Here is a 25,207-nt window from a genome sequence, read left to right as displayed (position 1 = left end):
GCGAGGAGCATCACGGCAGCCGACCATGTAGCACCAGCACACATTTCTTCATGATGGAGTTCAGCAGCGCTCAAACGACGCGGGCGCTGGGACCATGGGGGTGGGAAGACCATGCTGGACCTGTCGCGCCTACGGGCTCTGCACGCCGTCGCCGTGCACGGTTCGGTGAGCGCCGCGGCCGACGCGCTGGGATACACCCCCTCCGCCGTCTCGCAGTCGATCACCAAGCTGGAGCGGGAGACCCGCACCACGCTGCTCGAACGCCGCGGCCGGGGCGTGGTGCTGACCGACGCGGCGGCCCGGCTGGCGGCGACGGCGCAGGAGTTGCTGGCCATGGTCGAGCGGGCGGAGACCGACCTGGAGGAGCGGCGCGGGGTGCCGGCCGGCCGCCTGGTCATCGGCGCGTTCGCCTCCGCCGCCCGCGGCCTGCTGCCCGGTGCGCTGGCCGGGCTCAGCCGCGAACACCCCGCCCTGGACGCGCGTCTGGTCGAGGTCGACCCGCACCTGTCCGTCGGCCAGGTGGCCCAGGGCGTCCTGGACCTGACGGTCACCTTCGAGTGGGACATCAACCCGTTGCCCGCTCCGGAGGGCCTGGAGCGGGTGTGGATCGGCGACGACCTGTGCGACCTGCTGGTGCCGGCGGGACACCCGCTGGCCGGCCGGGAGGGCCTGCACCACCGGGACCTGGCGCACCAGCGCTGGATCTGCCAGCCGGCCGACACGGTCTGCCACGACTGGCTCGTGCGCACGCTGCGGGCCGCCGGCGCCGAGCCGGACCTCGCCTACCAGACGGCCGAGAACCACACCCAGGTCGCGCTCGTGGCGGCCGGCCTGGGCATCGCCCTGATGCCCAGGCTGGGCCGCGGCCCGCTGCCGGAAGGGGTCGTGGAGGTCTCCCTCGATCCCGTCCCGGTGCGGCGCCTGTTCGCGTACTGGCGCACGGGCGCCTCCCGCCGGCCGGCGATCACCGAGACGGTGCGGCACCTGCGGTCCGTCTGGCCCCGGCGCACCGTCTGAACTCCCTGTGCCGGCGGCGGACCGCCCGGTGGACGGCCGCGGGGGGCGCGGCCACCCTCCGCACACCCTCCCGCACGCCTGGCGTGCGCTGGTGGCCATCGGGTAACTCTTGAGGCTCGCACGGCGGGTTGGGGGAGATCATGCGCCATCGCGCGCTGCCGGAGGCGCTGTTCGCGTTGGCCGTCCTGTGCGGTGCGTGCGCACTGACGGGCTGTCACGCCCCGGCCCGTTCCGGCGCGGGGAACGTCGCCCAGGGCGAGAAGGCCGCCCTGTCGCCGGCCGAGGCGGGCCGCAACCCGACGTTCCTGGGCCGTGGTGCGTGCACGGGCCGGGGCCGGCCGGCCTACGAGGAGGTGGACTGTGCGAGCGAGCAGGCCGCCGCGAGCGTCCTCGCCCGTTATTACGGCCCGCAGGCCGGGGGTCCGCGCTGCCCCGAGGCCACCGACTTCGTCCTGCACATCACGGCCGTCAACACCGGCACGTCGGAGTCCGAGAGCGCCCCGGAGGGCTACGCCTGCATGCGCAATCTGCGGCCCCCGCACCCGGGCGACCCCGGCAGGGGCGGCGGCCCGCTGACGGTCGCGGGCGACTGCGTGTACACCGAGCGGCGCGGGGTGGTGAAGGAGACCGCCTGCGAGGGGGCACAGGGCCCCGCCCCGGAGTTCCGGGTGGAGGAGACGGTCGCCGCCCGCGAGGACTGCCCGCCGGAGACGGACCTGTACGTACAGGTGGGCGGCGGGGCACCCGTGGGGTGCGCCCGCCGCCTGCCCTGAAGGGCCTCGGCCCCGGGGGCCGGGCACGGCGTTACGGCCGCAGGGTGTTCCGCTTCTCCACCGGCGTGCGGTCGAGCTTGGCGTCGTACGGCGCCAGCGGCTTGGCGTGCTTCTCGTCCTTCTGCACGGCGGCGGGGGCGACGCCCGCCCAGCGCAGGACCTCGGCGGTGGCCACGGCGCGCTCGTCGGCGACGAGGTCGGAGATCTTGCTGCCGTGGTTGCCGCCCGGCGCGTAGAACCGGAAGTCGTGCCGTGCCGCGGCGTTCTTGCCCAGGCGGAACGGTTCAGCACTCCACGGGTCGTTCTGCCCGTAGACGAACAGCATGCGCTTGCTGTCCTCGCGCACCCAGCGGTCGACGTCCGCCATCGCACCGTTGCGGAAGGTCATCGGTATGTCGCGCGGCACGTAGTTGCGCGGCTGGTAGATGCCCGGGTACCGCAGCAGGCCCTTGAGGTGCGGCGACCTGAACGTCGGCGCGCCGAGCTCGGTGCCCGCCTGGTAGTAGTACGGCGTGAACTGCTCCAGGCCCTGGTCGGTGTACGCCTCGAAGCCGGAGATGTCGTCGATGAACTTGTAGAGCTCGTCCGTGGACGCCTTGGTCGCCGGGACGGTCTTGCAGTCGCTCTGCAGGTGGTACTGCCAGAAGGCCCACACCAGGTCGAGGACGACGTTCTCGTACGCCTTGTCGGCGCTGCCGACGACCTTGAACGTCTTCTTGTTGGCGTCCGCCCACTTCTGGTAGCGGGCGACGATCTCGTCGCGGCGCACCAGCGCCTCGCGCTGCACGGACTCCAGCTGCGTGCGGCACGCCTTGTCGCCGACGCCCGCGAAGAAGCGGTCGTAGGCGGAATCCTCGTTGTTGACCACGTCGTTGGGTGCGACGTAGGCGACGGTGCCGTTCATGTCGTCAGGGTAGAAGCGCCGGAAGTAGGTGGCCGTCATGCCGCCCTTGCTGCCCCCGGTGGCCAGCCAGTTCTTGTTGTAGACCGGCTTGAGCGCCTGGAAGAGGCGGTGCTGGTCGCTGGCGGCCTGCCAGATGTCCAGCTTCGACCAGTCGGCGGGCTGGGGCCGCGACGGGGTGAAGTAGCGGTACTCCATCGACACCTGGTTGCCGTCGACGATGCGGGTCGGCTCGCTGCGCGACGGGTTGGTGCTGACGTTGTAGCCGGAGGTGAAGAAGACCGTCGGCCGGTCCGTGGCCTTGTGCAGCAGGGTGAAGCGCTGCTCGAAGGTGCCCTTGGCCGGGTTGCGGTGGTCGACGGGCTGTTTGTAGTTCAGGACGAGGTAGCGGTAGCCCTCGTAGGGCTTCTCCTCGACGAAGGTCATCCCCGGAATGCTCAGGATGCGTTGCTTTATGTCCGGCGCGGTGTCGGCGGTCGTCGCCGCACCCGCCGTCGCGCCGCCGGCACCGACCGCCCCTATGGACATGGTCAGTGCCAGCAGCGCTCTGACAGCCTTGCGCATGCGCCCTCCCCTGGGTTCGCAAAGGTCGCCGCGAACCTACCGGGGGCAACATCCGCCACGCCAGGGGCAGTCGGTTGTGATCTTGGCAGCGCCGGTCCGCGCCGGCCTGCGCCGGTGCTGCGCCTGCCTGCGCCGGGCTCAGGCGGCGGGGACGACCTCCCCCTTGAACGTCCGCCACAGCTCCGCGTACCGCCCGTCCTGCGCCAGCAGCCGCTCGTGCGGACCGTCCTCCACGACCCGGCCGTGGTCGAGGACGACCACGCGGTCCGCGCGGGCGGCCGTGGTCAGCCGGTGCGCCACCACCAGGGTCGTGCGCCGCCCTGCGAGCCGGTCCGTGGCCTGGTTGACCAGTGCCTCGGTCGCCAGGTCCAGCGCGGCCGTCGCCTCGTCCAGCAGCAGCACGTCCGGGCCGACCAGCTCGGCACGGGCCAGGGCGATCAACTGCCGCTGTCCGGCGGAGAGGTTGCGGCCCCGCTCGGCGACCGTGTGCAGGTAGCCGCCGTCCAGGGTGGCGATCATCTCGTGCGCGCCCACCGCCCGGGCCGCCGCCTCGACCTCGGCGTCGCTCGCGTCCGGGCGCCCGTAGGCGATGGCGTCGCGCACGGTGCCGGGGAAGAGGTACGGCTCCTGCGGCACGACGCCGAGCCGGTGCCGGTAGCCGACCGGGTCCAGCTCGCGCAGGTCGCGGCCGTCGACCAGAACGGCCCCCGAGGTGGGGTCGTAGAAGCGCGCCACCAGCTTGACCAGCGTCGACTTGCCCGCGCCGGTCTCGCCGACGAAGGCGACGGTCTGACCGGCGGGGATCGTCAGCCGGATGCCGGAGAGGGCGGGCTGCTCGTCGCCGGCGCCGTAGTGGAACGACACGTCGTCGAAGACGACTTCGCCGCTCAGTCCGCTCACCGCGCGCGGCTCCCGGGCCACCGGCGTCGTCGTCGGTTCGCGCAGCAGGTCCTGCACCCGGCCGAGCGAGACCGTCGCCTGCTGGTAGCCGTCGAAGATCTGCGAGAGCTGCTGCACGGGCGCGAAGAACAGGTCGATGTAGAGCAGGTACGCCACCAGCGCGCCGGCCGTCAGCGTGCCGTCGCTCACCCGGCCCGCGCCCACGATCAGCACCGCGGCCGCGGCGACGGACGACAGCAGCTGGACGAACGGGAAGTACACCGAGATCAGCCACTGCCCGCGCACCCGCGCCTGCCGGTAGGACGCGCTGCGCTCGGCGAACCGCCGGGCGCCCGGTGCCTCGCGGCGGAACGCCTGCACGATGCGCAGCCCCGCGACGCTCTCCTGCAGGTCGGCGTTGACGACGCCGACGCGCTCGCGGGCGAGCTCGTACGCCTTGACGCTCTGACGGCGGAAGAGGACCGTGCCGAGGATCAGCGGGGGCAGCGTGGCGAGCACGACCAGGGCCAGCTCGACGTCGAGGACCAGGAGGGCGACGAGTATGCCGAAGAAGGTGAAGACGGAGACCACGGCCGTGACCAGACCGGTCTGCAGGAACGTCGACATGGCGTCGACGTCCGTCGTCATCCGGGTCATGATCTTGCCGGTGAGCTCGCGCTCGTAGTAGTCGAGGCCGAGCCGCTGCAGCTGGGCGAAGATCTTCACGCGCAGCGCGTAGAGGACGCGCTCGCCCGTCCGCCCGGTCATCCGCATCTCGCCGACCTGCGCGGCCCACTGTGCCAGCACGACGAGCAGGGCGAGGCCGGACGCGGCCCACACGGCGCCCAGTGCCATGCGCTGGACGCCCTGGTCGATGCCGTGCCGGATCAGCACGGGCAGCAGCAGGCCGGCGACGGCGTCGAGGGCCACGAGCAGCAGGCTGACCGCCAGCGGCGCCCCGAAGCCGCGCAGCAGGTGCCGCAGGCCGTACGACTCCTCCGGCCGTGCGGCCTGCTCCTCGTCGATGCCGGGGGTGTCGGTGGCGGGCGGCAGGGCGTCCACCGCGGCGAGCAGCTCGGGCGTGGCGGGCATGCCGGCGAGGGCGCCGTGCCCGTGCCCGGGGACGTCGGGGGTCTCCTTGCGGATCCACAGGTGGGGGGTGACGCCGTCGGCGACGGGGCGGCCGCCGGAGTGGCCGGAGGCGTCGGCCAGGGTGTCGGCCAGGACGGCGCCAGCGGGGTCCTTGCCGACTCCGGCGAGCTCCTCGGGGTCCGTCAGCAGCGTGCGGTAGCGCTCGCAGCGGGCCTGGAGCTCCTCGGCGGTGCCGACGTCGACGAGCCGGCCGCCGTCGAGGACGGCGATGCGGTCGGCCAGGGCGAGGGTCGAGGCCCGGTGGGCGATGAGCAGGGTGGTCCGGCCGGCCATGACGCCGCGCAGGGCCTCGTGGATCTCGTGCTCCACGCGGGCGTCGACGGCCGAGGTCGCGTCGTCCAGGAGCAGCAGCCGCGGGTCGGTGAGGATCGCCCGGGCGAGCGCGATGCGCTGGCGCTGGCCGCCGGAGAGGGTCAGGCCCTGCTCCCCGACGCGGGTGGCGTAGCCGTCGGGGAGGGCGGTGATGAAGCCGTCCGCCTGGGCGGCCCGGGCCGCCGCCCGGACCTGCTCGTCCGTGGCGCCGGGGACGCCGTAGGCGATGTTGTCGCGGATGCTGTCGGAGAACAGGAAGCTGTCCTCGGGCACGAGCCCGATGGCCGCCCGCAGCGAGGACAGCGTCAGGTCGCGCACGTCGTGGCCGCCGACCTTCACGACGCCGGAGGAGGCGTCGTAGAAGCGCGGCAGCAGGAGGGCGAGGGTGGACTTGCCGCTGCCGGAGGCGCCCACGACGGCGACGGTCTCGCCGGGCTCGACGCGCAGCGAGAGGCCGTCGAGGACGGGGTGGGCGGGGTCGTAGCCGAAGGTGACGTCGTCGAACTCGACCATGGCGGGAGCGTCCTCGGGCAGCTCGTGCGCCCCGTCGCGCTCCTGCACCACCGGCTCGGTGTCGATGAGCTCCAGGACGCGCTCGACGCCGGCCCGGGCCTGCTGCCCGACCGTCAGGACCATGGTCAGCATCCGTACGGGCGCCACGAGCTGGGCGAGGTAGGTGGAGAACGCCACGAACGTGCCGAGCGTGACCTGCCCGCGGGTGGCCATCCAGCCGCCGAGCGCCAGCATGGCGACCTGCCCGAGCGCGGGCACGGCCTGCAGGGCGGGGGTGTAGCGGGCGTTCAGCCGGACCGTGCGCATCCGGCCGGCGAAGAGCCGGCGGCCGACCTCGCGCAGCTTCCCGGCCTCCTGCGCCTCCTGCCCGAAGCCCTTGACGACGCGCACGCCGGTGACGGCACCGTCCACGACGCCCGCGACGGCGGCGGCCTGTCCCTGCGCGTACCAGGTGGCGGGGAAGAGCTTGGTGCGGCTGTGCCGGGCCAGGAACCACAGGGCGGGGGCGACGGCGAGGGCGACGACGGTGAGCAGCGGCGAGAGCACCGCCATCACGACGAGCGAGATGACGAAGAGGAGGATGTTGCCGATCATCATCGGCAACATGAACAGCAGGCTCTGGATCAGCTGGAGGTCGCTGGTGGCCCGGCCGACGACCTGCCCGGTGGACAGCTCGTCCTGCCGTTTGCCGTCGAGGCGGGCGAGCGCCGCGTACATCTCGGTGCGCAGGTCGTGCTGGACGTCGAGCGCGAGCCGGCCGCCGTAGTAGCGCCGGACGTAGGTCAGGGCGTAGACCACGACCGCCGCGGCCACCAGGAGGGTGGCCCAGGGGGCGAGGGGACGCTGGTGGGAGCCTATGACGTCGTCGATGATCAGCTTGGGTATGAGCGGGACGAGCGCCATGACGGCCATGCCGGCGAGGGACGATCCGAGCGCGAGCAGTACCGCGGTGCGATACCGCCAGCAGTACGACGTGAGCCTCCTGGCCCACCCCTGACCGGTTGTGTCCGTCGCCGCCACCCGAGACCTCCCGCTGCCCCGCTCCCCTGTTCTGACGGAAGGCCCCAACGCTCCGGTCTGCGGATTTCATCCCGCCGCAACGAAATCGGCAGGCCGGGTACGGGTCACATGCCCGGTACGTACTGGATGAGCAGGTCGATGAGCTTGATCCCGGCGAAGGGCGCGACGAGGCCCCCGAGCCCGTACAGGCTCAGGTTGCGGCGCAACAGCGCATGGGCGGAGGAGGGGGCGTAGCGCACGCCGCGCAGCGCCAGCGGGATCAGTGCGACGATGACGAGCGCGTTGAAGACGATCGCGGAGGCGATGGCGGACGTCGGGCTGTGCAGGCCCATGACGTTGAGCTTCTCCAGGCCCTCGTAGCCGGCGACACCGCCGAACATGGCGGGGACGATCGCAAAGTACTTGGCGACGTCGTTGCAGATGGAGAAGGTGGTCAGGGCACCGCGGGTGATCAGCAGCTGCTTGCCCACCTCGACGATCTCGATGAGCTTGGTGGGGTCGGAGTCGAGGTCGACCATGTTCCCGGCCTCCTTGGCGGCGGAGGTGCCGGTGTTCATGGCCACGCCGACGTCGGCCTGGGCGAGGGCGGGGGCGTCGTTGGTGCCGTCGCCGGTCATGGCGACGAGGTTGCCGCCGGTCTGCTCCTCCTTGATGCGGGCCAGCTTCTGCTCGGGCGTGGCCTCGGCCAGGTAGTCGTCGACCCCGGCCTCGGCGGCGATGGCACGGGCGGTGCGGGGGTTGTCGCCGGTGACCATGACGGTCTTGATGCCCATGGCCCGCAGCTCCGCGAAGCGCTCGGCGATGCCTGGCTTGACGACGTCCTTGAGGTGGACGGCGCCCAGCACCCGGGGCCCGTCGGCGTCCTCGACGGCGACGAGCAGGGGGGTGCCGCCGCCGGCCGCGACGGAGTCGGCGATCCATTCGGCCTCGGCGGGGACCGTGCCGCCGCGCCGGGTGACCCAGGCGCCCACCGCGCTCGCCGCGCCCTTGCGGATGCGGCAGAAGTCGCCCTCGAAGGAGAAGTCGACGCCGCTCATGCGCGTCCCGGCGCTGAACGGCACGAAGCGGCCGTGCACGAGCTCGCCCTCCGAGCGTTCGATGCCGAACTCCTGCCGGGCGAGCTCCACGATGGAGCGGCCCTCGGGCGTCTCGTCGGCGAGCGAGGACAGCTGGGCGGCGTCGGCGAGGAGCTCGGCGGGGATGCCGTGGACGGGCAGGAAGGCGGCGGCCCGGCGGTTGCCGAGGGTGATGGTGCCGGTCTTGTCCAGCAGAAGTGTGTTGACGTCGCCGGCGGCCTCCACGGCCCGGCCGGACAGGGCGAGGACGTTGCGCTGCACGAGCCGGTCCATGCCGGCGATGCCGATGGCGGACAGCAGGGCGCCGATGGTGGTCGGGATGAGGGTGACCAGCAGGGCGACCAGCACGGTGATGGTCTGCGGGGCGCCCGCCCAGCCGGCCATGGGCTGCAGCGACACCACGGCCAGGATGAAGATCACGGTGAGCGAGGCCAGCAGGATGTGCAGCGCCAGCTCGTTGGGGGTCTTCTGCCGACTGGTGCCCTCGACCAGGCTGATCATGCGGTCGAGGAAGGTGTGGCCGGGGCGCGAGGTGATGCGGACGACGATGCGGTCGGAGAGCACGGTCGTGCCGCCGGTGACGCCCGAGCGGTCGCCGCCCGGCTCCCGCACGACGGGCGCGGACTCCCCCGTGATCGCCGACTCGTCGATCGCCGCGACGCCGTCGACGACCTCCCCGTCGCCGGGCACGGTCTCGCCCGCCTCGACGACGACGAAGTCGTACGGCCGCAGGTCGCTCGCCGGGACGCGCTCCTCGGCCCAGTCCCGGCGGTCCATGCTCACCCGCCAGGTGCGCAGCCTGCGGGCCACGGTGGTGCTGCGGGTGCGGCGCAGCGTCTCGGCCTGGGCCTTGCCGCGTCCTTCGGCGACGGCCTCGGCGAGGTTGGCGAAGACCACGGTGAGCCAGAGCCAGACGCTGATGAGCCAGGTGAAGACGGAGGGGTCGAGGAGCGCGGAGACCGTGGTGAGCACGGAGCCCGCCTCGACGACGAACAGCACGGGGTGCCGGACCATCACCCGCGGGTGCAGCTTGCGGACGGCCTCCGGGAGGCAGGTGATCAGCTGCCGTGGCTCGACGAGCCCGCCGCCGACGCGGCGGTGCCGGCGGGCTCGTCGGGACACGGCAGCCCGGCGCGGTGCCGGGGCCTGCGGTGCGGGGTGCTGTTCGGGGGCTTCGGGCGCCAGGGGCAGCATCAGCGGAGGTGGCCTTCGACGGTCGGGGTGCGGCGGTCGGGATGACCGCCTCAGCAAACCGTCCGGACACGGGGCGTGGTCGCGTCCTGACGCCCCCTTGTCGTCGGCGGGGCACGGCCTTACGTGGCCTTTACGCCGCCACGTGGCCGCCCCGGGTGCGCGAACGCCGGAGGGGCCGGGATGGCGGCCCCTCCGGCGGGTGCGGAGCGGGGGTCCGGGGCCATGGCCCCGGGTGGGCTCAGCCGCGGGCGGCGGCGATCTGCCGGGACATGATCGTCGTCAGCTCGTACGCCGCGTGCGAGGCCGCCACGGAGGTGATCTCGGCGTGGTCGTAGGCCGGGGCGACCTCCACCAGGTCCGCGGAGACCAGGTTGCAGGAGGACAGGCCGCGGATGATCTCCAGCAGCTCGCGGGAGGTCAGGCCGCCCGCCTCGGGCGTACCGGTGCCGGGCGCGTGGGCCGGGTCCAGGACGTCGATGTCGATGGAGATGTACAGCGGGCGGTCGCCCACGCGCTGGCGCAGCTGGTCGGCGATCTCGTCGACGCCGCGGCGCATCACGTCCGCGGAGGTGACGATGCCGAAGCCCATCTTCTCGTCGTCCGTGAGGTCCTTCTTGCCGTACAGCGGGCCGCGGGTGCCGACGTGGGACAGCGCCTCGGTGTCGAGGATGCCCTCCTCGACGGCGCGGCGGAACGGCGTGCCGTGGGTGTACTCGGCGCCGAAGTAGGTGTCCCAGGTGTCCAGGTGCGCGTCGAAGTGCAGCAGGGCGACGGGGCCGTGCTTCTTCGCCACCGAGCGCAGCAGCGGCAGCGCGATGGTGTGGTCGCCGCCCAGGGTCATCATGCGGGCGCCGGTGCCCAGCAGGTCGTCCGCCGCACCCTCGATGGTCTCGACGGCCTCGTCGATGTTGAACGGGTTCGCGGCGATGTCACCGGCGTCCGCGACCTGCGCGAGGGCGAAGGGCGAGGCGTCCTGGGCCGGGTTGTACGGGCGCAGCAGGCGCGAAGCCTCGCGGATCGCGTTGCCGCCGAAGCGGGCGCCCGGGCGGTAGGAGACGCCGGTGTCGAAGGGCACGCCCACGACGGCGACGTCGGCGGTGCCGACCTCGTCGAGGCGCGGGAGGCGCGCGAAGGTCGCCGGGCCCGCGTAGCGCGGGATGCGGGAGGAGTCGACGGGGCCGCGCGGTTCACGGGGGGCGGGGGTGCTCATGCGGGAAGCCTCTCGGATCACGGACGGGGCGCCGACGGGTCACGGTCACGTCAACGTCGGAGCAGCGGCGATGGACGTACCCGAGGGTAGGCAGGGAGGCGGATTCCGCACATGTACGGAACTGAAGGGTCCGGCTTCGCCATATGGACACGGCGTCCATCGCGCACTCCGGGGGGAGAATGAGCCCATGCCGATACCACCCAGCCGTACCGAACTGATCGATCACCTCGTCCGTACGCGTATCGCGGGCCTCGTCGCCACGCCCCGTGAGAACAACCTCGCCCACTACCGCAGGCTCGCGCAGGGCGACCGGCACTACTGGTTCGGTGTGGAGCTCGGCGACCGCTGGCGGGACGAGCAGGACGTGCTGGCCGTGATGGCGGAGCGCTGCGGCGTGAGCGACGACCTGGACCACCGGATGGGCCAGGACTCGATCGACCCGGAGCTGACGGTGGCCGCGCTGGAGCGGATGGCGGCGTTCCTGCGCAAGGCGGCGGAGGGCCGGCAGCGGGTGCTGTTCGCCACCGGGCACCCGGGCGGGCTGCTGGACGTCCACCGCACGACGGCGGCCGCGCTGCGGGCGGCGGGGTGCGAGATCGTCTCGATCCCCAGCGGGCTGCGGGCGGACGACGGCTCGGTGTACCAGGTCGCGGACGTGGCGGTGTACGAGCGCGGGGCGACGCTGTGGCACACGCACTCCCCGGCCCCGATGGCCGCGATCCTGGACGGTCTGCTGCGCGAGGGCCGGCTGCTGCCGGACCTGGTGGTGGCCGACCACGGCTGGGCGGGGTGCGCGGCCCAGCGCGGCATCGACACGGTGGGTTACGCGGACTGCAACGACCCGGCGCTCTTCCTCGCCGAGGCGGAGGGCACCCTGCAGGTGGCGGTGCCCCTGGACGACCACGTCCTCGACCCGCGCTACTACGAGCCGATGACGGCGTACCTGCTGGATGCGGCGGGGCTGGCTGGCTAGGCCGCGCTGCGGCCGCCGTTCCATCCCCGGACGACCAGCCAGGAGCCGCCGTAGAGCACGGCGGCTTCGGCCGCCCGCAGGCCGAGCCCGGACACGACCCTGGCGGAGCCGGTGAGTTCGACGACCTCGGCGTGCCAGAAGAAGAACAGCACGATGCCCAGCGCCAGCATCACCACTCCCGTGGTGATCAGCAGGGCCCTCGTCACCATCGGCATCGTCGCTGCGGCGCGCGTCATCGTCGTCCTCTCCCCGGTGACCGTCCCCCTGACGGCCGGTCACCAGGGTAAGACGGCCGCTCAGCCCCGCGGCACGCGGACGACGCCCTCCTGGATGACCGAAACGGCCAGCTTCCCGTCCGCGGTGAAGATCCTGCCCTTCGCGAGCCCCCGGCCGCCCTGCGCGGTGGGGCTCTCCTGGTCGTACAGCAGCCATTCGTCGGCGCGGAAGGGCCGGTGGAACCACATGGCGTGGTCCAGGCTCGCGCCGACGACGTCGCCGACGGCCCAGCCGCCGCGCCCGTGGGCCAGCAGGACGGAGTCCAGGAGCGTCATGTCGGAGACGTAGGTGGCCAGGCAGATGTGCAGCAGCGGGTCGTCCGCCAGTTTGCCGTTCGTCCGGAACCACACCTGCGACGTGGGCTCGCGCGGCTCGCCCACGCTGGCGAACGGCGGCGCGTCGGCGTAGCGCAGGTCGACGGCCCCGCGGGCCTCCAGGATGCGGTCCACGACCTCCTGGCCGCCCAGCCGGCCGGCGTAGCGGGAGAGCAGCTCGGCGGGGGTGGGCAGGGTGAGCGGGTCCGGTGCGGGCGGCATCGGCTCCTGGTGCTCCAGCCCCTCCTCGTGCGTCTGGAAGGACGCGGAGAGGTGGAAGATCGGGTGGCCGTGCTGGACGGCGACCACGCGCCGGGTGGTGAACGAGCGGCCGTCGCGGATGCGGTCGACGGTGTACACGATCGGCACGTCGGGGTCGCCGGGGCGCAGGAAGTAGGAGTGCAGTGAGTGGGCGGGGCGGTCGGCGGGGACGGTGCGGCCCGCGGCCACCAGCGCCTGGGCGGCGACCTGCCCGCCGAAGACGCGCGGTACGAGGACCTGGCCGGCGGTGGTGCCGCGGAAGATGTCCCGCTCGATCCGTTCCAGGTCGAGCAGGCCCAGCAGGTCGTCCAGGGGGGTGAGGGGCTCGCTCATCGGCCGGTGGTCCTTTGACAGGCGGGGGTGCGGTGGTGGGGGTTCCGGGGCTGCGGCGGGTGCGCCCTACAGGCCCATGGACTTGGCGATGATCGAGCGCATGACCTCGCTCGTACCGCCGTAGATGCGGGTGACACGGGTGTCCGCGTACAGGCGGGCGATGGGGTACTCCATCATGTAGCCGTATCCGCCGTGCAGTTGCAGGCACTTGTCGATGACGACGGCCGCGCGCTCGGTGGTGAACAGCTTCACCGAGGCGGCGTCGGCCGCGGACAGCCCGCCCGCGTCGTGGGCCTCCAGGGCGCGGTCCACGACGGCTTCCATCGCGTCGACGTCCGCCCGGCAGTCGGCCAGGACGAACTTGGTGTTCTGGAACGAGGCCACGCTCCGGCCGAAGACCGTGCGGTCCTGCACGTACTCCTGGGCGAACCGCAGGGCGGCGACCGACTGGGCGTAGGCGTTGACGGCGATGCCCAGGCGCTCCTGCGGGAGGTTGTGCGTCAGGTAGCCGAACGCCTTGCCCTCCTCGCCCAGCAGGTCCCCGGCGGGGACCTTGACGTCGGTGAAGGAGAGCTCGGCGGTGTCGGAGGTCTTCAGGCCGAGCTTCTCCAGCTTGCGGCCGACCGCGTAGCCCTCGGAGGCGGTGTCGACGACGAGGATCGACAGTCCGCCGCGCCGGTCCTCGGGGGTGGCGGGGGCGGTGCGGGCGCAGACGAGCACGCGGTCCGCCTGGACGCCGCCGGTGATGAAGGTCTTGGCGCCGTTGAGGACGTAGTGCGTGCCGTCCTCGGAGAGCCTGGCTGTGGTCTTCATGCCGGCCAGGTCGGAGCCGGTGCCGGGCTCGGTCATGGCGATGGCGGTCATCATGTCGCCGGAGACGAACGGCGGCAGCCAGCGCCGCTTCTGCTCCTCGGTCGCGTAGGCGAGGAGGTAGGGCAGGCACAGCGCGGTGTGAACGCCGGCGCTGCCGAAGCTGACGCCGGCGCGGGCGCACTCCTCGGTGAGGACGGCCTGGAACTTGAACGTGCGCTGGCCGGCGCCGCCGTACTCCTCGGGGACCTCGATGCCGAAGACGCCGAGTGCGCCGAGCTTCTTGTAGAAGTCGCGCGGGACCGCGCCCGCCTCGCGCCACTCCTCGTGGAAGGGCACCACTTCGGCGGCGATGAAGTCGCGGACGGTCTCGCGGAACGCCTCGTGGTCCTCGGTGAAGACGGTACGGCGCATGACGCTCCCTCCGGCTGTGTAAGCGCTTGCTCAGCGAAGCTACCGGCCGGTCACCGAGGCTGTCCAGATCCCGTCGGCGCGAAACCGCCGCCGGTCAGGCGGACAGCGCGCCCAGCGCCCCCAGGGCGAGGCGGTGCAGCAGCGCGGCGGTGGCGGCCCGCCCGGAGACGACGCCGGCCCGGCCGAGGTGGGGGGTGGAGTTGAGCAGCCCGAAGACGGCGTGGACGGCGGTGCGCACCTCGGCCTCGGTGGCGCGCGGGTGCAGGGCGCGGACGACCTCGACCCACAGCTCCACGTACTGGCGCTGCAGGGAACGCACGAGCTTGCGGTCGCTGTCGCGGAGCTGGTCGAGCTCGCGGTCGTGGAGGGTGATGAGCGCGCGGTCGTCGAGGGCGAAGTCGATGTGCCCGCCGATGAGCGAGTCGAGCACCTCGGCCGGGCCCGCGCCCGCTTCGGACGCCTCGGCCACGCGCTTGCGGCCACCGGCGAAGAGCCGCCCGCTGATGCCCACCAGAAGCTCGGCGAGCATCGCGTCCTTGCCCGCGAAGTGGCGGTAGAGCCCGGGCCCGCTGATGCCCACCGCGGCCCCTATCTCGTCCACGCCGACACCGTGGAAACCGCGCTCGGCGAAGAGCCGGGCGGCCTCCCGCAGGATCTGCTCGCGTCGGGTGGGGGCGGGGGGAGCCGCCTCGGTCCGGGTCACTGCTTCTTTCACGAAAACAATTCTAGACAGCCGGGTTAGTGGTCGTTAACCTGAAGGAAAGTGTTAACGCTCATTAACCGAGCAAGGGAGCTCGTGGACATGCAGCAGGCACCGGTGCTGGGAAGCGCCGCGGATCCGGCCTCCGACGCCTGGCGGGCCAACGAGGCGGCGCACGGGGAGCTCACCGCGCAGCTGCGCGGGAAGCTCGCCGCGGCGCGCCTGGGCGGGGGCGAGAAGGCCCGGGCGCGGCACACCGCGCGCGGGAAGCTGCTGCCCAGGGACCGGGTGGACGCCCTGCTGGACCCCGGCTCGCCGTTCCTGGAGATCGCGCCGCTGGCCGCCGACGGGATGTACGGCGGGGCGGCGCCGGCCGCGGGGGTGATCGCCGGCATCGGCCGGGTCTCCGGCCGCGAGACGGTGATCGTCGCCAACGACGCCACGGTCAAGGGCGGCACGTACTACCCGATGACCGTCAAGAAGCACCTGCGCGCCCAGGAGATCGCCCTGGAGAACCGGCTCCCGTGCCTGTACCTGGTCGACTCCGGGGGCGCGTTCCTGCCCCTGCAGGACGAGGTCTTCCCCGACCGGGAGCACTTCGGCCGGATCTTCTACAACCAGGCCCGCATGTCCGGCGCCGGCATCCCGCAGATCGCCGCGGTCCTCGGGTCGTGCACGGCGGGCGGCGCCTACGTCCCGGCGATGAGCGACGAGGCCGTGATCGTGCGCGGACAGGGCACGATCTTCCTGGGCGGACCGCCGCTGGTGAAGGCGGCCACGGGCGAGGTCGTCACGGCCGAGGAGCTCGGCGGCGGCGAGGTCCACTCGAAGGTGTCGGGCGTCACCGACCACCTGGCCGAGGACGACGCCCACGCCCTGCGGATCGTGCGGACCATCGTCTCCACGCTTCCACGGCGCGGCCCGCTGCCGTGGTCCGTGGAGCCGGTGGAGGAGCCGAAGGCCGATCCGTCGGGGCTCTACGGCGTGGTGCCGGTGGACTCCCGGACGCCCTACGACGTGCGCGAGGTCATCGCCCGGATCGTCGACGGCTCCCGCTTCGCCGAGTTCAAGGCCGAGTTCGGGCAGACGCTGGTGACGGGCTTCGCCCGCATCCACGGTCACCCCGTGGGCATCGTCGCCAACAACGGCATCCTCTTCTCCGAATCCGCCCAGAAGGGCGCCCACTTCATCGAGCTGTGCGACCAGCGCGGCATACCCCTGCTCTTCCTGCAGAACATCTCCGGCTTCATGGTCGGCCGGCAGTACGAGGCCGGCGGCATCGCCAAGCACGGCGCGAAGATGGTCACGGCCGTCGCCTGCACCAGGGTCCCCAAGCTCACGGTCGTCATCGGCGGCTCCTACGGCGCGGGCAACTACTCCATGTGCGGGCGCGCCTATTCGCCGCGCTTCCTGTGGATGTGGCCCAACGCGAAGATCTCGGTGATGGGCGGCGAGCAGGCCGCCTCCGTCCTCGCGACCGTCAAGCGCGACCAGCTCGAAGCCCACGGCGAGCAGTGGAGCCAGGAGGACGAGGACGCCTTCCGGGCCCCGATCCGCGAGCAGTACGAGACCCAGGGCAACGCCTACTACGCGACCGCCCGGCTGTGGGACGACGGGGTCATCGACCCGCTGGAGACCCGGCAGGTGCTGGGTCTGGCCCTGACCGCCTGTGCCAACGCCCCGCTGCCCCAGAAGGACAGCGCGGCGCCCGGCTACGGCGTCTTCCGGATGTGAGGCGGAGCATGTTCGACACTGTCCTTGTCGCCAACCGGGGCGAGATCGCCGTACGCGTCATCCGTACGCTGCGCGCCCTCGGGATCCGTTCGGTCGCCGTCTTCAGCGACGCCGACGCGGACGCCCTGCACGTCCGCGAGGCGGACACCGCCGTCCGCATCGGCCCCGCGGCCGCCGCCGAGAGCTACCTCTCGGCCGAGCGCCTGCTGGCGGCCGCCGCCCGCACCGGCGCCCGGGCCGTCCACCCCGGCTACGGCTTCCTCGCCGAGAACGCCTCCTTCGCCCGCGCCTGCGCCGACGCCGGGCTCGTCTTCATCGGCCCGCCCGCCGGGGCGATCGAGCTGATGGGCGACAAGATCCGCGCCAAGGAGACGGTCCGCGCGGCCGGCGTGCCGGTCGTGCCCGGCTCCTCCGGGAGCGGCCTGAGCGACGACGAACTCGCCGCGGCCGCCCGCGAGATCGGGATGCCGGTGCTGCTCAAGCCCTCGGCGGGTGGCGGCGGCAAGGGCATGCGGCTGGTCCGGGACGCCGCGCTGCTCGGCGAGGAGATCGCCGCCGCGCGGCGCGAGGCGCGCGGTTCCTTCGGCGACGACACGCTGCTCGTCGAGCGGTGGGTCGACCGCCCCCGCCACATCGAGATCCAGGTGCTGGCGGACGGCCACGGGAACGTGATCCATCTGGGCGAGCGCGAGTGCTCCCTGCAGCGCCGCCACCAGAAGATCATCGAGGAGGCGCCCAGCGTCCTGCTCGACGAGGCCACCCGTGCGGCGATGGGCGCGGCGGCGGTCCAGGCGGCCCGCTCCTGCGGCTACACCGGCGCGGGCACGGTGGAGTTCATCGTGCCGGGCAACGACCCCTCGTCGTACTACTTCATGGAGATGAACACCCGCCTCCAGGTCGAGCACCCGGTGACGGAGCTGATCACCGGGCTGGACCTGGTGGAGTGGCAGGTGCGCGTCGCGGCCGGGGAGCGGCTGGGCCTCGCCCAGGAGGACGTCACCCTGACCGGCCACGCCGTGGAGGCCCGCATCTGTGCCGAGACCGCCCGGGTCGCGGGCGACCGCGTCGACTTCCTGCCGTCGGCGGGCACGGTCCTGGCCCTGCGCGAGCCGGCGGGCGAGGGGGTCCGGGTGGACTCCGGCCTCGTGGAGGGCGTCGAGGTCGGCACGTCCTACGACCCGATGCTCGCCAAGGTGATCGCCCACGGCCCGGACCGCGCAACGGCCCTGCGCCGCCTGCGGGCGGCCCTGGCCGGGACGGCCGTCCTGGGCGTGGACACGAACGTGGGCTTCCTGCGGCGGCTGCTGAGCCATCCGGCGGTGGAGGCCGGGGAGCTGGACACGGGCCTGGTCGACCGGGACGCGGCGACGCTCGTCCCGGCGGAGGTGCCGGAGGAGGTGTACGTGGCGGGCGGGCTGCTGCGCCAGCGGGGGCTGTTCCCCGGCGGGGAAGAGCCCGGGCCCGCCACGTGGGTGGACCCGTTCTCGGTCCCGACCGGCTTTCGCCTCGGCGGCGAAGCCGCCTGGACGCCCCACCACTTCCGCGCCCCGGGTCACACCCCGATGACGGTCCGCGTACGCGGTGACGTCTCGGAGGCGGAGTTCCTGCTGACGCCGGTGGACGAGCCCGTCCCCGCCGCCGCCCCGGCCGGCGCAACGCATCCGCCCACCACCGAGCAGCCCCCCGCCGGCGCGAAGCCGCTGTCGGCCGGGGCCTTGGGGGCCACCGCCGCGGACGACGCAGCGCATCCGTCCGCCACCGGCGCGAACCCCCTGCCGGCCGGTGCCGGGCGGACCACCGCACCCGGCACGCAGGCGCAGCCCGGCGGCCGCCCGGTGCCCGCCACACCCGGCAGCGCGAAGCTGCTGCCCTCCCGGGGGCCCGGGGGCCTGCCCCCCACGCGGCGGAGCCGCACATCGGTGGCGCCGGGACGGGGCGGGGTGGGGGAACAGCTCACGTTCCAGCTCGGCGGCAGCACCCGTACCCTCACCGTCGCCCACGCCCCCGACGGGGGCATCTGGCTGGCCCGCGACGGCGACGCCTGGCACCTCGTGCCGCACGACCCCGTGGAGGCCGCCCTGGGCGGCAGCGGTGCCGCCGCCCACGCCGGCGCCCTCACCGCCCCCATGCCCGGCACCGTCACCGTCGTCAAGGCGGCCGTCGGGGACGAGGTCGAGGCCGGGCAGAGCCTCCTCGTCGTGGAGGCGATGAAGATGGAGCACGTCATAGCCGCCCCGCACGCCGGCACCGTCACCGAGCTCGACGTGACCGCCGGCAGCACGGTCGCCATGGACCAGGTCCTCGCGGTCGTGGCCCCGAGGGAGGAGGCGTGATGAACGGCCTGCCCATGACCGTGCCCGACCCGGCCCTGCCCACCCGCGTCCGCATCCACGAGGTGGGCCCCCGCGACGGCCTGCAGAACGAGAAGACGATCGTCCCGACGGAGGTCAAGGCCGAGTTCGTCCGCCGCCTCGCCGACGCGGGCCTGACCACCGTCGAGGCGACGAGCTTCGTGCACCCGCGATGGGTGCCGCAGCTGGCCGACGCCGAGCAGCTGCTGCCCATGCTGGACGGCGTCGCGGCACGGCTGCCCGTGCTGGTGCCCAACCGGCGCGGCCTGGAGCGCGCCCTCGCGCTCGGCGCCCGCGAGATCGCCGTCTTCGGCAGCGTCACGGAGTCGTTCGCCAAGGCCAACCTCAACCGCACCGTCGACGAGTCCCTGGAGATGTTCGCCCCCGTCGTGGCGACGGCCCGCGAGGCCGGTGTCCGGGTGCGCGGCTACCTCTCCATGTGCTTCGGCGACCCCTGGGAGGGCCCCGTCCCCCTCGGGAGCACCGTCCGCGTCAGCCGGCGCCTCCTCGACCTGGGCTGCGACGAGCTCAGCCTCGGCGACACCATCGGCGTCGCCACGCCCGGCCACGTCACGGCGCTGCTGACCGCCCTCGGCGAGGCCGGCGTGCCCGCCGACCGGCTCGCGGTGCACTTCCACGACACCTACGGCCAGGCCCTCGCCAACACCCTCGCCGCCCTGCGGCACGGCGTGAGCACGGTCGACGCCTCGGCCGGCGGCCTCGGCGGCTGCCCCTACGCCAAGAGCGCCACCGGCAACCTCGCCACCGAAGACCTCGTGTGGATGCTCGACGGACTCGGCATCAGCACCGGGGTCGATCTCGGCCGTCTCACCGCCACCAGCGTGTGGATGGCCGGCCAGTTGGGCCGACCCAGCCCGTCCCGCACCGTGCGTGCCCTCTCCCACCAGGAGTCCTGAACCATGTCGCTGGACCACCGCCTCTCCCCCGAGCACGAGGAACTCCGCCGCACCGTGGAGGAGTTCGCACACGACGTGGTCGCCCCGAAGATCGGCGACTTCTACGAGCGGCACGAGTTCCCGTACGAGATCGTGCGGGAGATGGGCCGTATGGGCCTGTTCGGGCTGCCGTTCCCCGAGGAGTACGGCGGCATGGGCGGGGACTACCTCGCCCTCGGCCTCGTCCTCGAAGAGCTCGCCCGGGTGGACTCCTCCGTGGCGATCACCCTGGAGGCCGGGGTGTCGCTGGGCGCGATGCCCATCCACCGCTTCGGCACCGAGGAGCAGAAGCGCACGTGGCTGCCGAAGCTCTGCTCCGGCGAGATGCTCGGCGCGTTCGGCCTGACCGAGCCCGACGGCGGCTCGGACGCCGGCGCCACCCGCACCACGGCCCGTCTGGACGAGGCCACGAACGAGTGGGTGATCAACGGCACCAAGTGCTTCATCACCAACTCCGGCACGGACATCACAGGCCTGGTCACCGTCACCGCGGTCACCGGCCGCACGGACGACGGCAAGCCGCTGATCTCCTCGATCATCGTGCCGTCCGGCACGCCCGGCTTCACGGTCGCGGCCCCCTACTCCAAGGTCGGCTGGAACGCCTCGGACACCCGCGAGCTGTCCTTCTCCGACGTCCGGGTGCCGGCGGCCAACCTGCTGGGCGAGCGGGGCCGGGGCTACGCGCAGTTCCTGCGGATACTCGACGAGGGCCGCGTCGCGATCTCGGCGCTGGCCACGGGTCTGGCCCAAGGCTGCGTGGACGAGTCGGTGGTCTACGCGAGGACACGGCGGGCGTTCGGCCGGCCGATCGGCGCCAACCAGGCCATCCAGTTCAAGATCGCCGACATGGAGATGCGGGCGCACACGGCCCGCGTCGCCTGGCGCGACGCGGCCTCCCGGCTGGTGCACGGCGAGCCGTTCAAGAAGCAGGCGGCGCTGGCCAAGCTCTACTCCTCCGAGATCGCGGTCACCAACGCCCGCGAGGCCACCCAGATCCACGGCGGCTACGGCTTCATGAACGAGTACCCCGTGGCCCGCATGTGGCGCGACTCCAAGATCCTGGAGATCGGCGAGGGCACCAGCGAGGTCCAGCGCATGCTGATCGCCCGCGAGCTGGGCTTCACGGAGTGAGCCACCGGAGGGCCGGCTTCCGCCCGTCGGCCCTCAACCGGGCAAGATCCACCTGCGAGAATCCCGTCCATGGCTGAGATTTTCCAGACGGACGGCACGTGGTCCTTCGACGGCGTCGCGATACGCGTCGTGCCCGGCCGGGAGCGCGGGGTGCACCTGCTGCGGCAGACCCTGGGCGAGCTCACCGTCCCGCTGGCGGCCGTGGCGGGGATCGCCTTCGAGCCCGGCCGCAAGGGCGGCCGGCTCCGGCTGCGGCTGCGGGACGGCGCCGACCCGCTCACCCGGGCGACCCGCGGCCGGCTTCCGGACTCCGCCGATCCGTACCAGCTGGCCGTCGAGCCGGACCGCACGGGCGTCGCGGAGTACTTCGCCGAAGAGGTGCGCAACGCCCTGCTGCTGGAGCAGGTCCCGGCCGGGCCCACCGACCGCTACCTGCTGCCGGGCCCCTCCCTGCCGATCTCGGTGGGCGCGGGCGACGGCACGGCCACGTTCGACGGCGAGCGCGTCCGGCTCGAATGGAACTGGAAGACCGAGGAGGGCAAGAAGTCCGCCGGCACGCGCGTCCTGACGCTCGCCGACATCTCCGCGGTCGAGTGGCAGCCCTCCGCCGGCCTGGAGAACGGCTACCTCCGCTTCACCGTGCCGCCGGCGCCGGCCGGCATCCCTCCCAAGCACGACCCGCACGCGGTGGAGCTGTACGGCTTCAAGAAGGACCCGCTGATGGCGCTGGTGGCCGCCGCCGTCACCGCCCGCCTGCCGCATCCCTCCGCGCCCGCCCCGGGCGCCGGGGGCGGGCAGCACGGCGGCCGGCCCGCGCTCGCCAAGCCCGGACCGGACGCGGCCGGGGCCGCCCTCGCCCCGGCGGACCACCGGCCGCCCTCCGCGGCCGCCGACGATCACGACGCGCTGCTGCGCCGGCTGCGCGAGCTGGGCGAGCTGCACCGGTCGGGCGTCCTGACCGACGAGGAGTTCACGGCCGCGAAACAGGCCATCCTGCGTCGTTTCTAGGCGTTTCCAGGCGGTTCCGTCCGTTTCACATCACATTCGCTGGCATTCCTGCCCGAAATCGGGCAGGATTCTTGCGTAAGACCGGGGTACCCCTCAGTATCGACGGGTGCTCGAACGCCGTATGTCCCACGACGACCTGGTCGACCACCTGGTGCGCAGCACGCCGCTTCAGCGCGGCGAGGCCGCCCGGGTGGTGCTGGACGTGCTCGCGTACTTCGACGAGACGGCCGAGGAGTTCGTCCGTCGCCGCCACCGCGAGCTCCAGTCCGGCGGACTGAACAACGCGGAGATCTTCGAGCGGATCGCGGCAGAGCTGCCGCACCGCGCGGTGGCACCCCCGGAACTCTCACTGCGGCAGCTGCGCCGCATCGTCTACGGCTGACCGGCCGGGACGACCGGCACGGGTGAGGCGGTCCGCACACCGCCCCCGCTGCCGTTGCCGCCATCGGCACCACTGAACGTCTACCTGGGAGGGTCTCACCTATGTGTGGAATCGTCGGATACATCGGCAAGCGTGACGTCGCACCGCTGCTGCTGGAGGGGCTGCAGCGCCTGGAGTACCGCGGCTACGACTCCGCCGGTATCGCCCTGCACGCCAGCGGCAAGACCGGTGGCCTGAAGGCCGCCAAGGCCAAGGGCCGCGTCCGCGAGCTGGAGTCCCGCCTTCCCAAGCGCTTCAACGGCACCACCGGCATCGCCCACACCCGCTGGGCCACCCACGGCGCGCCGAACGACGTCAACGCCCACCCGCACCTGGACGCCGACGAGAAGGTCGCCGTCGTCCACAACGGCATCATCGACAACGCCTCCGACCTGCGCGCCAAGCTCACGGCCGAGGGCTTCGTCTTCGTGTCCGACACCGACACCGAGGTCCTCGCCCACCTCATCGCCCGCTCCGAGGCCGGCACGCTGGAGGAGAAGGTCCGCGAGGCCGTCAAGCACATCGAGGGCACGTACGGCATCGCCGTCCTGCACGCCGACTTCCCGGACCGCATCGTCGTGGCCCGCAACGGCTCCCCCGTGGTGCTGGGCATAGGCGAGAAGGAGATGTTCGTCTCCTCCGACGTCGCCGCCCTGGTCTCCCACACCCGCCAGGTCGTCACCCTCGACGACGGCGAGATGGCCACCCTGCGCGCCGACGACTACCGCACGTACACCACCGAGGGCTCCTCCACCTCGGCCCAGCCGACCACCGTCGAGTGGGAGGCCGAGTCGTACGACATGGGCGGCCACGACACGTACATGCACAAGGAGATCCACGAGCAGGCCGACGCCGTGGACCGCGCCCTGCGCGGCCGCATCGACGACCGCTTCTCCACCGTGCACCTGGGCGGCCTGAACCTCGACGCCCGCGACGCGCGCGCCGTGCGCCGCGTCAAGATCCTCGGCTGCGGCACCTCGTACCACGCCGGTCAGATCGGCGCCCAGATGATCGAGGAGCTGGCCCGCATCCCCGCGGACGCCGAGCCGGCCTCCGAGTTCCGCTACCGCAACCCGGTCGTGGACCCCGACACCCTCTACATCGCCGTCTCCCAGTCCGGTGAGACCTACGACGTGCTCGCCGCCGTCCAGGAGCTCAAGCGCAAGGGCGCCCGCGTCCTCGGCCTGGTGAACGTCGTCGGCTCGGCGATCGCCCGCGAGACCGACGGCGGCATCTACGTGCACGCCGGCCCCGAGGTCTGCGTCGTCTCCACCAAGTGCTTCACCAACATGGTGGTCTCCTTCGGCCTGCTCGCCCTGCACCTGGGCCGCACCCGCGACCTGTCCGTCGCCGACGGCAAGCGGATCATCGAGGGCCTGCGCAAGCTCCCCGGCCAGATCGAGGAGATCCTGGCGAACGAGGCGCAGATCGAGGAGCTGGCCAAGGAGTACGCCGAGGCCAAGTCGATGATGTTCATCGGCCGCGTCCGGGGCTACCCGGTGGCCCGCGAGGCGTCGCTGAAGCTCAAGGAGGTCTCGTACATCCACGCCGAGGCGTACCCCGCCTCCGAGCTCAAGCACGGCCCGCTGGCCCTGATCGAGCCCGCGATGCCGACCGTCGCGATCGTTCCGGACGACGAGCTGCTGGAGAAGAACCGCGCCGCGCTGGAGGAGATCAAGGCCCGCAGCGGCCGCATCCTCGCCGTCGCGCACCAGGAGCAGGAGAAGGCCGACCACACGATCGTCGTGCCGAAGAACGAGGACGAGCTGGACGCCATCCTCATGGGCATCCCGCTGCAGCTCTTCGCGTACTACACGGCGAAGGCCATGGGCCGCGACATCGACAAGCCGCGCAACCTGGCGAAGTCCGTCACCGTCGAGTAGTCCCGCCCGGGGCCCGCTCCTGCGGGCCCCCTCGGACCTCTCGGACCTGTCCGCACCTGTCCGCGACAGGTACGAGAGAACGGTCCCCCGCGCGTGCCACCACGCGCGCGGGGGACCGCCTCCCCTGCGCCGGCGTCGCCCTCACGCCGGCGGCGAGCCGCCGGTCCCGGGAACCGTCACCTCCCGTCCGGCAGCACGGCAGCGCCGTGTGCCGGGGTTGTACCCGCACCGCGCGCGCCATCCACCTCTACGCGCGAGTAGATTTCCGCAGGTGGCCGAGGCGTTCCGGCGTCATCGCCCGCCGCGAGCACGCCAGTTGGCGCATCTCCCCGGAGCGTGAACGATCTTCCGTACCCGTACGGGCGTCCCCCCGGGGGCTACGGGATGACGACCACGGGCCGCTGCGCCCGCCGCGCCAGCCGGCCCGCCACCGAGCCGAAGATCCGGCCGACCAGGCCGTGCGTGGAGCCGACCACGATCGCGTCGGCGGCGTACTCCCGCCCGACCTCTTCGAGCTCGTGGCAGATGTCCCCGCCGCGCTCCACCAGGATCCACGGCACTTCGGACAAATAGTCCGCGCAGGCCAGCTCCAGGCCCAGCACCTCGGTGCGGTGATCGGGTACGTCCACGAAGACCGGCGGCTCACAGCCCGCCCACACGGTCGTCGGCAGCCGGTTGGCCACATGGACGATGATCAGCCCCGAGCCCGAGCGCCGGGCCATGCCGATTGCATACGCAAGCGCTCGCTCGCTCGACGTGGAACCGTCGAAGCCCACCACGACGCCGTGCTGGAACGCCGGATCGCAGGAACGACGTGTTTCTTCCGCCGCTTCGGGATGCGCCGTCTGATCGGCGATCCGCTTGCGGTCCGCGGGTTCGGAGAATTCGTGACCGGCCATCGGTGTCTCGGCGAAGGAAGCCTCTTGTCGAGGGGAACGGCGGTGGACTGGTTGGAGTTGTCGAGGGGTGCGCCCGGCGATGGATCATGGACGGCGAAATCCGTCCGGGATTCATCTTTTCAAGGGCTTACC

The 25,207-nt window shown here is 72.7% G+C and carries 19 protein-coding genes; 10 read left to right on the top strand and 9 right to left on the bottom strand.

Translation table 11 applies throughout. The features are described from left to right. Positions 1 to 111 precede the first annotated feature (111 nt). The gene (locus LE181_RS19575; protein WP_225662606.1) at positions 112 to 1,017 is read left to right on the top strand and encodes a LysR family transcriptional regulator; all 906 of its coding nucleotides are present in this window, start codon (positions 112 to 114) and stop codon (positions 1,015 to 1,017) included. Between the two features lie 140 nt (positions 1,018 to 1,157). Further along, a complete protein-coding gene (locus tag LE181_RS19570) occupies positions 1,158 to 1,790 on the top strand; it encodes a hypothetical protein (RefSeq protein ID WP_225662605.1) in 633 nt (210 codons plus the stop codon). A 31-nt stretch (positions 1,791 to 1,821) separates the two neighbouring features. Here the strand turns inward: LE181_RS19570 and LE181_RS19565 are convergent, their stop codons facing one another. The 4 genes from LE181_RS19565 to speB form a co-directional block, all read right to left on the bottom strand. Then, a complete protein-coding gene (locus LE181_RS19565; RefSeq protein WP_225662604.1) occupies positions 1,822 to 3,255 on the bottom strand; it encodes a S28 family serine protease in 1,434 nt (477 codons plus the stop codon). Positions 3,256 to 3,393: 138 nt separating this feature from the next. Beyond that, positions 3,394 to 7,131: an ABC transporter ATP-binding protein gene (locus LE181_RS19560; RefSeq protein ID WP_225662603.1), complete on the bottom strand. Its 3,738-nt coding sequence runs from the start codon at positions 7,129 to 7,131 to the stop codon at positions 3,394 to 3,396. A 104-nt stretch (positions 7,132 to 7,235) separates the two neighbouring features. Next, on the bottom strand, positions 7,236 to 9,401 hold the full coding sequence (kdpB, locus tag LE181_RS19555) for a potassium-transporting ATPase subunit KdpB (RefSeq protein ID WP_225662602.1): 2,166 nt from the start codon (positions 9,399 to 9,401) through the stop codon (positions 7,236 to 7,238). A 238-nt stretch (positions 9,402 to 9,639) separates the two neighbouring features. Then, positions 9,640 to 10,611 carry an agmatinase gene (gene speB, locus LE181_RS19550; RefSeq protein ID WP_190111655.1) on the bottom strand — a complete coding sequence of 324 codons (972 nt, stop codon included), beginning with the start codon at positions 10,609 to 10,611 and terminating at the stop codon, positions 9,640 to 9,642. Between the two features lie 187 nt (positions 10,612 to 10,798). On the opposite strand from speB, the gene LE181_RS19545 reads away from it, so the two are divergent. Further along, a complete protein-coding gene (locus tag LE181_RS19545) occupies positions 10,799 to 11,584 on the top strand; it encodes a phosphatase (RefSeq protein ID WP_225662601.1) in 786 nt (261 codons plus the stop codon). On the opposite strand, the gene LE181_RS19540 is transcribed toward LE181_RS19545, so the two are convergent. The 4 genes from LE181_RS19540 to LE181_RS19525 all read right to left on the bottom strand — a co-directional run bounded on the left by LE181_RS19540 (position 11,581) and on the right by LE181_RS19525 (position 14,707). Beyond that, entirely contained in the window at positions 11,581 to 11,820 is a 240-nt protein-coding gene (locus tag LE181_RS19540) for a hypothetical protein (RefSeq protein WP_225662600.1), read from the bottom strand. The two genes, LE181_RS19545 and LE181_RS19540, sit on opposite strands and share 4 nt — an antisense overlap. Before the next feature lie 60 nt (positions 11,821 to 11,880). After that, on the bottom strand, positions 11,881 to 12,768 hold the full coding sequence (locus LE181_RS19535) for an acyl-CoA thioesterase (protein WP_225662599.1): 888 nt from the start codon (positions 12,766 to 12,768) through the stop codon (positions 11,881 to 11,883). A gap of 66 nt (positions 12,769 to 12,834) precedes the next feature. Further along, positions 12,835 to 13,992, bottom strand: coding sequence for an acyl-CoA dehydrogenase family protein (locus LE181_RS19530; RefSeq protein WP_225662598.1), 1,158 nt, complete (start codon positions 13,990 to 13,992; stop codon positions 12,835 to 12,837). A gap of 94 nt (positions 13,993 to 14,086) precedes the next feature. Then, positions 14,087 to 14,707: an SACE_7040 family transcriptional regulator gene (locus LE181_RS19525; RefSeq protein WP_225662597.1), complete on the bottom strand. Its 621-nt coding sequence runs from the start codon at positions 14,705 to 14,707 to the stop codon at positions 14,087 to 14,089. Positions 14,708 to 14,794: 87 nt separating this feature from the next. Here LE181_RS19525 and LE181_RS19520 point away from each other — a divergent pair, with 87 nt between their 5' ends. From LE181_RS19520 to glmS, 7 genes are all read left to right on the top strand, one after another. Beyond that, entirely contained in the window at positions 14,795 to 16,426 is a 1,632-nt protein-coding gene (locus LE181_RS19520; protein WP_225662596.1) for a carboxyl transferase domain-containing protein, read from the top strand. An 8-nt stretch (positions 16,427 to 16,434) separates the two neighbouring features. Further along, positions 16,435 to 18,759 carry an ATP-binding protein gene (locus LE181_RS19515; RefSeq protein ID WP_225662595.1) on the top strand — a complete coding sequence of 775 codons (2,325 nt, stop codon included), beginning with the start codon at positions 16,435 to 16,437 and terminating at the stop codon, positions 18,757 to 18,759. Further along, a complete protein-coding gene (locus LE181_RS19510; RefSeq protein WP_225662594.1) occupies positions 18,759 to 19,694 on the top strand; it encodes a hydroxymethylglutaryl-CoA lyase in 936 nt (311 codons plus the stop codon). The genes LE181_RS19515 and LE181_RS19510 overlap by 1 nt, the downstream gene beginning before the upstream one ends. 9 nt (positions 19,695 to 19,703) lie before the next feature. Next, a complete protein-coding gene (locus LE181_RS19505; protein ID WP_225662625.1) occupies positions 19,704 to 20,864 on the top strand; it encodes an acyl-CoA dehydrogenase family protein in 1,161 nt (386 codons plus the stop codon). 69 nt (positions 20,865 to 20,933) lie between these two features. Further along, positions 20,934 to 21,872 (top strand): DUF4429 domain-containing protein, encoded by a 939-nt coding sequence (locus LE181_RS19500; protein ID WP_225662593.1) that lies wholly within the window; start codon positions 20,934 to 20,936, stop codon positions 21,870 to 21,872. A 106-nt stretch (positions 21,873 to 21,978) separates the two neighbouring features. Further along, positions 21,979 to 22,254 (top strand): hypothetical protein, encoded by a 276-nt coding sequence (locus LE181_RS19495; RefSeq protein WP_190111646.1) that lies wholly within the window; start codon positions 21,979 to 21,981, stop codon positions 22,252 to 22,254. A 101-nt stretch (positions 22,255 to 22,355) separates the two neighbouring features. Then, positions 22,356 to 24,176, top strand: a complete 1,821-nt coding sequence (gene glmS, locus LE181_RS19490) for a glutamine--fructose-6-phosphate transaminase (isomerizing) (protein ID WP_225662592.1) — start codon at positions 22,356 to 22,358, stop codon at positions 24,174 to 24,176. A 377-nt stretch (positions 24,177 to 24,553) separates the two neighbouring features. On the opposite strand, the gene LE181_RS19485 is transcribed toward glmS, so the two are convergent. Then, positions 24,554 to 25,075, bottom strand: a complete 522-nt coding sequence (locus LE181_RS19485; protein ID WP_190111644.1) for a universal stress protein — start codon at positions 25,073 to 25,075, stop codon at positions 24,554 to 24,556. Positions 25,076 to 25,207 lie beyond the last annotated feature (132 nt).

Source organism: Streptomyces sichuanensis, assembly GCF_020328095.1.
In the GTDB taxonomy this organism is placed as follows: Bacteria; Actinomycetota; Actinomycetes; order Streptomycetales; family Streptomycetaceae; genus Streptomyces; species Streptomyces cinnamoneus.
Note: the sequence above shows the minus strand (reverse complement) of the source record. Positions and strands in the feature narration are given on the sequence as shown.

Coding starts and splice junctions, on each gene's coding strand:
- kdpB (WP_225662602.1), bottom strand. CDS start 9,401: ATGCTGCCCCTGGCGCCCGAAGCCCCCGAACAGCACCCCGCACCGCAG.
- LE181_RS19570 (WP_225662605.1), top strand. CDS start 1,158: ATGCGCCATCGCGCGCTGCCGGAGGCGCTGTTCGCGTTGGCCGTCCTG.
- glmS (WP_225662592.1), top strand. CDS start 22,356: ATGTGTGGAATCGTCGGATACATCGGCAAGCGTGACGTCGCACCGCTG.
- LE181_RS19500 (WP_225662593.1), top strand. CDS start 20,934: ATGGCTGAGATTTTCCAGACGGACGGCACGTGGTCCTTCGACGGCGTC.
- LE181_RS19510 (WP_225662594.1), top strand. CDS start 18,759: ATGAACGGCCTGCCCATGACCGTGCCCGACCCGGCCCTGCCCACCCGC.
- LE181_RS19515 (WP_225662595.1), top strand. CDS start 16,435: ATGTTCGACACTGTCCTTGTCGCCAACCGGGGCGAGATCGCCGTACGC.
- speB (WP_190111655.1), bottom strand. CDS start 10,611: ATGAGCACCCCCGCCCCCCGTGAACCGCGCGGCCCCGTCGACTCCTCC.
- LE181_RS19545 (WP_225662601.1), top strand. CDS start 10,799: ATGCCGATACCACCCAGCCGTACCGAACTGATCGATCACCTCGTCCGT.
- LE181_RS19520 (WP_225662596.1), top strand. CDS start 14,795: ATGCAGCAGGCACCGGTGCTGGGAAGCGCCGCGGATCCGGCCTCCGAC.
- LE181_RS19575 (WP_225662606.1), top strand. CDS start 112: ATGCTGGACCTGTCGCGCCTACGGGCTCTGCACGCCGTCGCCGTGCAC.
- LE181_RS19530 (WP_225662598.1), bottom strand. CDS start 13,992: ATGCGCCGTACCGTCTTCACCGAGGACCACGAGGCGTTCCGCGAGACC.
- LE181_RS19540 (WP_225662600.1), bottom strand. CDS start 11,820: ATGACGCGCGCCGCAGCGACGATGCCGATGGTGACGAGGGCCCTGCTG.
- LE181_RS19485 (WP_190111644.1), bottom strand. CDS start 25,075: ATGGCCGGTCACGAATTCTCCGAACCCGCGGACCGCAAGCGGATCGCC.
- LE181_RS19535 (WP_225662599.1), bottom strand. CDS start 12,768: ATGAGCGAGCCCCTCACCCCCCTGGACGACCTGCTGGGCCTGCTCGAC.
- LE181_RS19565 (WP_225662604.1), bottom strand. CDS start 3,255: ATGCGCAAGGCTGTCAGAGCGCTGCTGGCACTGACCATGTCCATAGGG.